The 8481-nt window shown below is 67.0% G+C and carries 10 protein-coding genes; 5 read left to right on the top strand and 5 right to left on the bottom strand.

The window, feature by feature from the left end; genetic code table 11:
• Both BRAS3809_RS04960 and BRAS3809_RS04955 read left to right on the top strand, forming a co-directional pair.
• On the top strand, nt 1-1360 hold a 1360-nt coding region (locus BRAS3809_RS04960; protein ID WP_052523362.1), incomplete at its 5' end, for a hypothetical protein.
• 54 nt (nt 1361-1414) lie between these two features.
• Nucleotides 1415-1852, top strand: a complete 438-nt coding sequence (locus BRAS3809_RS04955; protein ID WP_008961005.1) for a DUF5413 family protein — start codon at nt 1415-1417, stop codon at nt 1850-1852.
• Nucleotides 1853-1875: 23 nt separating this feature from the next.
• On the opposite strand, the gene BRAS3809_RS04950 is transcribed toward BRAS3809_RS04955, so the two are convergent.
• Both BRAS3809_RS04950 and BRAS3809_RS04945 read right to left on the bottom strand, forming a co-directional pair.
• Entirely contained in the window at nt 1876-2142 is a 267-nt protein-coding gene (locus BRAS3809_RS04950; protein WP_008961004.1) for a GCG_CRPN prefix-to-repeats domain-containing protein, read from the bottom strand.
• A 30-nt stretch (nt 2143-2172) separates the two neighbouring features.
• On the bottom strand, nt 2173-2418 hold the full coding sequence (locus BRAS3809_RS04945) for a hypothetical protein (protein ID WP_170323254.1): 246 nt from the start codon (nt 2416-2418) through the stop codon (nt 2173-2175).
• Nucleotides 2419-2711: 293 nt separating this feature from the next.
• Here BRAS3809_RS04945 and BRAS3809_RS04940 point away from each other — a divergent pair, with 293 nt between their 5' ends.
• Entirely contained in the window at nt 2712-3638 is a 927-nt protein-coding gene (locus BRAS3809_RS04940; RefSeq protein ID WP_008961002.1) for a helix-turn-helix transcriptional regulator, read from the top strand.
• A 60-nt stretch (nt 3639-3698) separates the two neighbouring features.
• A complete protein-coding gene (locus tag BRAS3809_RS04935; protein WP_008961001.1) occupies nt 3699-4250 on the top strand; it encodes a DUF4112 domain-containing protein in 552 nt (183 codons plus the stop codon).
• A gap of 88 nt (nt 4251-4338) precedes the next feature.
• On the opposite strand, the gene BRAS3809_RS04930 is transcribed toward BRAS3809_RS04935, so the two are convergent.
• The 3 genes from BRAS3809_RS04930 to msrA all read right to left on the bottom strand — a co-directional run bounded on the left by BRAS3809_RS04930 (nt 4339) and on the right by msrA (nt 6222).
• Nucleotides 4339-4623: a hypothetical protein gene (locus BRAS3809_RS04930; RefSeq protein ID WP_170323255.1), complete on the bottom strand. Its 285-nt coding sequence runs from the start codon at nt 4621-4623 to the stop codon at nt 4339-4341.
• A gap of 401 nt (nt 4624-5024) precedes the next feature.
• Nucleotides 5025-5435 carry a peptide-methionine (R)-S-oxide reductase MsrB gene (gene msrB, locus BRAS3809_RS04925; protein WP_008960999.1) on the bottom strand — a complete coding sequence of 137 codons (411 nt, stop codon included), beginning with the start codon at nt 5433-5435 and terminating at the stop codon, nt 5025-5027.
• Nucleotides 5436-5505: 70 nt separating this feature from the next.
• Complete coding sequence (gene msrA, locus BRAS3809_RS04920; RefSeq protein WP_008960998.1) at nt 5506-6222, bottom strand: peptide-methionine (S)-S-oxide reductase MsrA; 717 nt, start codon at nt 6220-6222, stop codon at nt 5506-5508.
• A 240-nt stretch (nt 6223-6462) separates the two neighbouring features.
• Here msrA and BRAS3809_RS04915 point away from each other — a divergent pair, with 240 nt between their 5' ends.
• Complete coding sequence (locus tag BRAS3809_RS04915; RefSeq protein ID WP_008960997.1) at nt 6463-8154, top strand: caspase family protein; 1692 nt, start codon at nt 6463-6465, stop codon at nt 8152-8154.
• Nucleotides 8155-8481: the final 327 nt, after the last annotated feature.

Below are 8481 nucleotides of genomic sequence, written 5' to 3'. Positions count from 1 at the left end.
CCGGGCCGGCACGCGCAATCCGGATGCTCCGGCGGCCCCCGTGGCCCAGCCCAGTGCGACGCCCGAGCAGGCCGCCGCAGCTCGGCCGCGACCAGCCCCGGCGCCGCCTCCCCGCACCGATCGTCCGCCTCTCGGCCCCGAGCCGGCCGAGGCCAAGCCGATGCGGGCTCAACGGCCAGAGCCGCCGCCTCTGGCTGCCGCACCCGCCGCGCCGGCGCGGCCCCAGCCCTCCCAGGCGGCTGCCCCGGATGCGTCGCCGTTGCGCGACCGTCCCCCGGTCCCCCGACGTGCGCCGGACGGCAACGGTTCCGCCGCGACGCCGTCGATGCGCGGCTTCCGCGACATCACCGCCGACGTGGACGATCTCGGCAAGGCCACGGCCCAGGCCAACCGCGCCGCGCGCAAGACCTACGCCAATGTTCCGGCCACGGACCTCGATCGCCTCGATGGCGACGACGACCGGCCGCCGCTGCCCGCCGAGCCGGCCTATTCCTATGACGAGTCGGTCCAGGAGGCGGAGCGCTACGCGGTGCCGGCCACCGCGTCGGCCCGTCCGCGGGCAGGCGGCGAGCGCGAGGTCAAGAAGAAGTCCGATCGCAGCGGCTCGACCTTCCCGTTCAAGGCCGCGATTGCTGCCGGAATCGTGCTGATCCTGGTTGGCGCCGGCATTCTGTGGGGCCGTCCGCTGATCGGCGGGGTCTCCGGCTTGTTCAAGTCGACCTCGACGGTCGAGGCGCCGAAGGATACCGGTGCGCCGCTCAGCAAGCCCAAGATCACCGATCGCGTCGGCCAGTCGCCGTCCTCGGACCAGATCGCGCCGGTGGCCCAGAAAGTCGTGCTGTATGACGAGGATCCGGCGGATCCGAAGGGCAAGCAATATCTCGGTTCGGTGGTCTGGCGCACCGAGCAGATCAAGGCGACGGGCACGCAGAAGGCCGACATCGCCGTCCGCGCCGACATCGAGATTCCGGATCGGAAGTTCAAGATGACGATGTCGTTCCGCCGCAACACCGATACGTCCTTGCCGGCGAGCCACACCGCCGAGCTGACTTTCATCCTGCCGCAGAATTTCGATGGCGGCGGCGTCGGCAACGTGCCGGGCATCCTGATGAAGTCGAACGAGCAGGCGCGGGGCACGCCGCTGGCCGGCTTGGCCGTGAAGGTCACCGACGGGTTCTTCCTCGTCGGCCTGTCCAATGTCGATGCCGACCGGGCCCGCAACGTGCAGCTCCTGAAGGAGCGTTCGTGGTTCGACGTTCCCCTGGTCTACAGCAATCAGCGCCGCGCCATCATCGCGATCGAGAAGGGAGCGCCCGGCGAGCGCGCCTTCAACGACGCCTTCGCGGTGTGGGGGGACTGACCGGACGGCAGGTGCTTCGCGCGTGCGGCCGGTGAGCGAGCAGGGAGGTTGGGCATGAAGCGGTATCTGATCTTCGTCGCCGTCGGTCCGGCGCTTGGCGGCTTCGCGCTGCTGCTGGTCACCACCTACCTGTCCGGCTATTGGACGAACACGGATGCGGGCGAGGTCGCCAAGCTGTTCAAGGTGTTCGTGACGTCGCTGCAATACAGCTATCTGTTCGGCTTCCTGCCGGCCCTGATGATGTGCGCGATCGACGACATCCTGTTCCATGTCCGGCGCATTCCGCCGGGCCTGCGGATGTTGATCGTGGGCGGCATCGCCTTCGTGCTCGCCGGCTTCAATTATGCCTCGCACGGCTCCGAATATGGCGCCCTGCAGTGGATCCTGTACGGGCTGGTCGGCTTCATTCCAGCCACGGTGTCGTCCTGGCTGGTTCACAGGTTCGTCGAGGAGCCGCTGCCGGCGGCGGTCGCTGAGCCGCCGGCTGCGTAGCGGGATCGGGCTGGCCGATCGGTCTATTTCCCATTGCCACGGCAGCCGCCGCCGGGCCCGATGTGATAGCCCCGCGGACAGGCGTGAGCCGCCGGATTGGCCCAGTTGCGCCGGCAGCCGCCGAAGGGGCCCCGATGGAAGCCGCGGCCGCATCCGCCAGCGACCTGAATGATGTGAGCGGACGATCCGGTGTCGATCGCCGCCGCCAGCGGCATCGCCGATGCGCTGGCGGTGAGGGCGCCCAGGATCAGGCTTGCCGACAGGAGCGAGCTGGAAAGGATTGTTCGCATCGCTGATCTCCCTGGTCTGATCGTGAACGGCTAGCCGCCGGCCGCGAAGGCGATGCCGGCGCGCACTTCGGCGATGGCCTGGTCGATCAGCCCCATGGCGCGCTCGCGGTGGCCGCCCTTGTTCGGCGTAGCCAGGCCCAGCTCGGCCCGTGCGGATTGCAGCAGCGTGATGGTCTCGGTCATGTGCGGCTGCGCGCCGATGGCATAGCCGATCCCGATGCCGACCGTGAGGGCGGCGCCGAGGCCGAGCTTGCGGGCAGCGGAAGACATGGTCATCTCGATCTCTCCTCGCACTGATAGCTGACGACTTGGATGAATGGAGGCCGCATGCATGCTGGCGTGCGTCCGTCGGCATCCGTAGTTGAACCTCCGGCCGTCGTCTTGGACTCATCGGCATCGAGGGCCGCGCGATTTGGACTGGTCGGCGCTCTGACCCCGGCTTTGCCGGCCCTTGATGTTTCAGCGGCCGTTCATCCCGCCGCTGCCACATTGGTCGCGTTGCTTTTGGCTTTTCATTTTTGCGGATCAGATTTCGATGACGATTGTCAGGAAAATANCTGTCCACCGACATGCTGCCGCAGACGCTGGACGACAGGCAGCGCTTCTTGTGCTTTGCGGAATTGTTCGAGCATTTCTCCAACACCGGCGAGCTCGATCCCGCCGAGGACGTGCCGTTTCGCGCTGCGATGAACGCCATCCACATCGGCACGACGCTTCTCGGCCGCTGCGACGGCACTTTTACGCGGGTGAGGCGCGAACGGCGCCAGGTGCTGGCGACCAACGACGATCGGTATTGCCTGGCGCGCAACGCCGGCAGCCGCGAGGCGATGGTCGCGCATCGCGGACGCGAGTTCGTTCTGCGCCCGGGCGCGATGGTGCTGCTCAAGCTCGACGAGCCGTTCTTCAGTGCCGATGGCGCGAGCCACAAACGCTTCGTGAACGTGCATCTGCCGATGGTGACGCTGCGCTCGATGGTGCCGGGGGTCGACGATCTGGTCGGACGGGAGTTGGAGCCGGGCGGGGCGCTGTCGCTGGCCATGGACTATAGCGAGCTGCTGCTCGCCCGTCCCGCTGCGGCGGACGAAGCCGGCACAGCCGTTGCGCAGCATCTGCTCGACCTCGTCGCGATCGGCCTCGGCGTCCGCGGCGAGGTGATGCACAAGGCCCGCCGTGGCGGCCTGCGCAGCGTTCGTCTCAGCGGCGTGCTCGCGATCCTGAACCAGCGCTTCGCCGAGCCGGATTTCTCGGCGCAGAAGCTCGCGGCGGCGGCGGGCCTGTCGGAGCGCTACGTCAACGACCTGCTCTACGAGGCCGGGGCCAGCTTTTCCGCTCGGCTCAACGAGCTCCGCCTGCGCAAGGCGATGGATCTGCTCGCGGACGATGGCCGCCGGATCAGCGATATCGCCTTCGACTGCGGCTTCAACGACTTGTCCTATTTCAACCGCTGCTTCCGGCGCCGGTTCGGGTTGACGCCGACCGGCGCGCGCGGCCGCTAGCCGACCGGCGGCGGTTCGACGCAACTTGTGTCCTGCCTCGCGCGTTGCCATGTCATGGCCATGCAGAACCAGAGCCCCACTTCGCCCCGCCGCGCCACCGGTCGTGCCTCGCAGGCGCATTTCGACGCCAACGAGGCGCGCGGGCCGATCATCGACCAGGACGGACGGGAGATCCCGCAGGGATCGTTCCGGTCCTCGTTCAACGGCGCCTTTGTCGGCCCCGGTGGCGTGCGCTTCGACTTCCAGGGCGCCAATCCGTTCGGCAATCTGACCCGCGAGCAGCGCATCGCCCGGCTCGAGGCGGTGGCGAAGCTGCTCGACGTCGCCTTTGTCGTGCCCGGCACCAACATCCGCTACGGTCTCGACGGCATCATCGGCCTGATCCCCGTCGTCGGCGACCTCATCGCCACCGCGCTGTCGCTGTGGCTGGTGCGCGAGGCGCGCGCGCTCGGAGCACCCTGGCACGTCATCACCCGCATGCTTGGTAACGTCGCGGTCGAGGGCGTGATCGGCATGGTGCCGGTGGCCGGCGATGCCTTCGACGTGCTGTTCCGCGCCAACATGCGCAACGCCAGGATCCTGCGGCGGTGGCTGGATACCCAGCCCCGGTGAGAGGCCGCGAAAGCGAATAAACGGACCCCCCAAAAAAAACTGCCCCGCACTGGGCGGGGCAGGGTGTCGTCGGATGGTTGGGCTGCCGTCAGGCGGCATCGGCGTCGGGCGCCTTGTCCACCGCGCGGCGCGGCAGCGGGAACGCCTCGCTCTCATACAGGGTGCGGATGCCGTTCTGGTCGAACCGGGCCTCCTCGACCTGCAGATAGGCGCCATTCAGCGAGTCCGCCGGCAACTCCTCCATGGCGAAGCGCACGGCTTCGGCCGCAGTGCCGAACCGCCGATAGGCGAAGCCCGCCCGCTTCTTCTTGCGAATGGCGGCGGGGAACAGTTCGGCAGAGGTGTTGAAGTTGAACGGACGCATTGGACGCATGGTCTGAGACCTCTTCTTGTCGGCTAAAAGCGCTGACGCGAGCTTCGAACGATCAAGCTTGGCAATGACGCCAGCGATTGCGGGTGTGGAGGGCGGAATCTTGCCGCTCCAGGCGGCCCAGCCCTGCATGTCAGTTACGGCCTCTAATATAGGCCGATTTGACAGAAATGCGAATCCTGCCCGGTCACATCGTAAATCCGGCCTGCCCGGACCAGCTTTGAAATGTCCTATTTTTTCAATAACTTAATTGCTCTGCAACTTGTGAATGCAGGGGAGCCTCATGCGCTTAGCGAAATTCTGGCGTGTTGTGACTGATTTTGTCTTGTCCGGACCTGCCAAACACGAGCGGCCGGCCCTCCGGTACCGTTCGTGGAACGGTACCGGAGGGCGAGGGCGCCAGATCAGCGCGGCTTCAGCTTCAGTGCCGCCGAGTTGATGCAATATCGCAACCCGGTCGGCCCAGGACCGTCCGGGAAGACGTGACCGAGATGGCCGGAGCACTTCGAGCACAGCACCTCGGTCCGGATCATGCCGTGGGTGGTATCGGTCTCCTCGTCGATATGGCTCTCGACCGCCGGCTGGGTGAAGCTCGGCCAGCCACAGCCGGAATCGAACTTGGCATCGGACTCGAACAGCGTCTGGCCGCAGCCGGCGCAGACATAGGTCCCGGCGCGGTGATCATGCTCGTACTCGCCTGAGAACGGACGCTCGGTCGCCTTCTCGCGCAGCACGGCGTACTGCATCGGTGTCAGCTCCTTGCGCCACTCGGCCTCGCTCTTGACCACCTTGTCGCTGGTTTTCGTGTCGCTCATCTCTTCGTTCCTCCGGCGGACCCAAAGTGATCCGCCCCTGTCGTTGTGCTGATCGGGCAGGAGGCGGCGCTCAATTCGTCGCCTTGGCGTCCCTGACCAGCGTCGGCTTGTCGATGTAGTTCTCGGCGAAGATCTTCTTCAGATTGTCGATCTTCGGCAGGTCGTTGTAGGCAATATAGGGCTGGTTCGGGTGCAGCGTCAGGTAGTCCTGGTGATAGTCCTCGGCCGGGTAGAACGCCTCGAGCTTGCCGACCTTGGTGACGATCGGCTTGCCGAACACCTTGGCCTTGTCGAGCTGGGCGATATAGGCCTCGGCGACCTTCTTCTGCGCCTCAGACGTCGTGAAGATCGCGGAGCGATATTGCGTGCCGGTGTCCGGGCCCTGGCGGTTCAACTGGGTCGGATCGTGCACGACAGAGAAGAAGATCTGCAGGATCTTGCCGTAGGAGACCTTCTTAGGGTCGAACTTGATCTGTACGGATTCGGCATGGCCCGTGCTGCCGGTCGACACCGTGTGGTAGTCGGCCGTGGCCTTGGTGCCGCCGGCATATCCGGAGACGGCGCTGACGACACCCGCGGTATGCTGGTAGACCCCCTGGACGCCCCAGAAGCAGCCGCCGGCAACGACCGCGGTTTCGAGACCATCGCCCGCCGGCTGGTCCTGCGCCGGCGGCGGGATGACGACCGCCTCCTCGGCGGCGTGCAGCGGCTGCCAGGCCAGGACGCCGGCGGCCGCGATGGCGCCGAGCACGGCCGTTTTCAGGAAAAGGGAGCGGGTGAGGCGCATGTTCGATCCTCGGTCTGGTTGTCTGTCTCGTTTCGCCGGCCGGAACACTGGCCCGGCCGGCCCTCCGTCGCAAGATACGTTGCATCCCCGGCGGCGTTACGGGGCCGGCCACACGACTGCGTGAACGCCGGCCGCTCCCCGAGGCGGACGCCAGTGGCCGACCGCTGGCCCTGCTCGAACCGGAGCGCTATTCGTTCGACCAATCGACATCCCCAGTTCCGATCGAGATCCGCCGCCCCTATGTCCCGCCTTGCCTCGCTGCTGCTCCTGCTTGTTTTCGCCACGCCTGTCTCGGCCGGTCCGCTCCTGTCCGACGACCTCGTCAACTGCCGCAACCGGTCGGCGGACGGCAACAGCCCCGCCCCGCCGCGGCTGGATGCCTGCGAACGGCTGCTCGCCAGCGGCAGCCTGACCGGCAAGGACCTCGCCGCCGCACTCGAAGTGCGCGGCAACGCCGCGATCAACAAGCGCGACTACGACAAGGCGATCACCGCCCTGACCGGTGCGATCGCCGCCGATCCGGACAATGCCGGTCTCTACGACCGGCGCGGCGTCGCCTATTGGCGCAAGGGCCAGGATGACCTCGCCATCGCCGATTATGCGGTGGCGTTGCAGAAGCGGCCGAACTATGCCGCTCCCTACAACAATCGCGGCGTGATCTTCTTGCGACGCGGCGCGCTGCAGAGCGCGCTCGACGATTTCAACGCCGCCGTCCGGATCTCGCCCACGATGTATGTCGCCCGGGCCAATCGCGGCCGTGTGCGGGCGATGATGAAGGATTTCGAGGGCGCGTTGGCCGACTTCGCCGAGGCCGACAAGATCGATCCCGAATCGACCCAGGCGGCGACCTATCGCTGCGACGCCTTCAACGCGATGGGCAAGTTTGACGACGCCATCGCCAACTGCAACGCCGTGCTCGCCAGCCTGTCCAAGTCCCAATATGCGCTGAACAGCCGCGCCGAGGCCTTCATCGCCAAGGGCGATCTCGGCGCCGCGCTGAAGGACCTCAACACCGTGCTGGCCCTCAACCCCAACAATGTCCGCGCCCATGCCGATCGCGGCCAGCTGTTCGAGCGCCGGCGTGATCTCGCCCAGGCGCGCGCCGACTACCGTTCGGCGGCGTTCGCGCTGACGCCGTTCGACGAGATCGACGTGGTGAACGCGCGCAAGCTGGCGCAGGACCGGCTCGCGGCGCTGAGCCCGGAGGGCTCGGGCGCCGCCGCAACGGTGCGCCGGGTTGCCCTGGTGGTCGGCAATGGTGACTACAAATCCGTCCCCGCGCTGCCGAACCCGCCGCGCGACGCCAAGCTGATCGCCGACACCTTGCGCGGCCTCGGCTTCCAGTCGGTCACGCTCGCCAATGATCTGTCGCGCGACAAGTTCTTCGAGGCGCTGCGCAGCTTCGAGGCCGAGGCCGAGAAGGCCGACTGGGCGGTCGTCTATTATGCCGGCCACGGTTTCGAGATCGGCGGCGTCAATTATCTGGTCCCGGTCGATGCGAGGCTTGCGGCCGACAAGGACGCGGAGACCGAGGCGGTCGCGCTGGAGCAGGTGCTGGCAGCGGTGGGCGCCGCGCGCAAGCTGCGTCTCGTCATTCTCGATGCCTGCCGCGACAATCCGTTCGCGCCGACGATGAAGCAGACGCTGGCGCTGAAGCTGGTCGACAAGGGCTTCTCCAACATCGAGCCGGGCGCCGGCATGATGGTGGTCTACGCCGCCAAGCACGGCGCCACCGCGCTCGACGGCAACGGCACCAACAGCCCGTTCGCCACCGCGCTCGCCAAGGACATCAAGGAGCCCAAGGTCGAGGTGCGAAAGCTGTTCGACATCGTCCGCGACGACGTCTGGGCCGCGACCCAGCATCAGCAGCAGCCCTTCACCTACGGCTCGCCGCCGGGCCGGGAGGATTTTTTCTTCGTCGCGGCGAAGTGAGCGATGTGCGGTTGCTGCATGCCGGATCGACCGCGAATGAGACGGCCGATGCCCGCGCCATCCTCTGCCGTCGTCCCGGGCTTGACCCGGGACCCATAACCACCGGCCCAAGTTAGTACGCAAGTGTCAGCCATCCCGTTCTCGCCACGCCCGCCGCGGCGTATGGGTCCCGGCTCAAGGCCGGGACGACGGTGTGCGCGTGGTGCGATCTCGGACATGATGATGTGTTCTCGCGACCTGTCAGCCCGAGTGATGCTTGATCCTCGTCCCTCCAGACATCGGAGGGCGCAGGGAAGGCCGGGTGCCGACCGGCACCCGTGGTCCGCG

The sequence above is a fragment of the Bradyrhizobium sp. STM 3809 genome (assembly GCF_000239795.1).
Lineage (GTDB): Bacteria > Pseudomonadota > Alphaproteobacteria > Rhizobiales > Xanthobacteraceae > Bradyrhizobium.
This window is presented reverse-complemented; position numbering and strand designations above follow the sequence as displayed.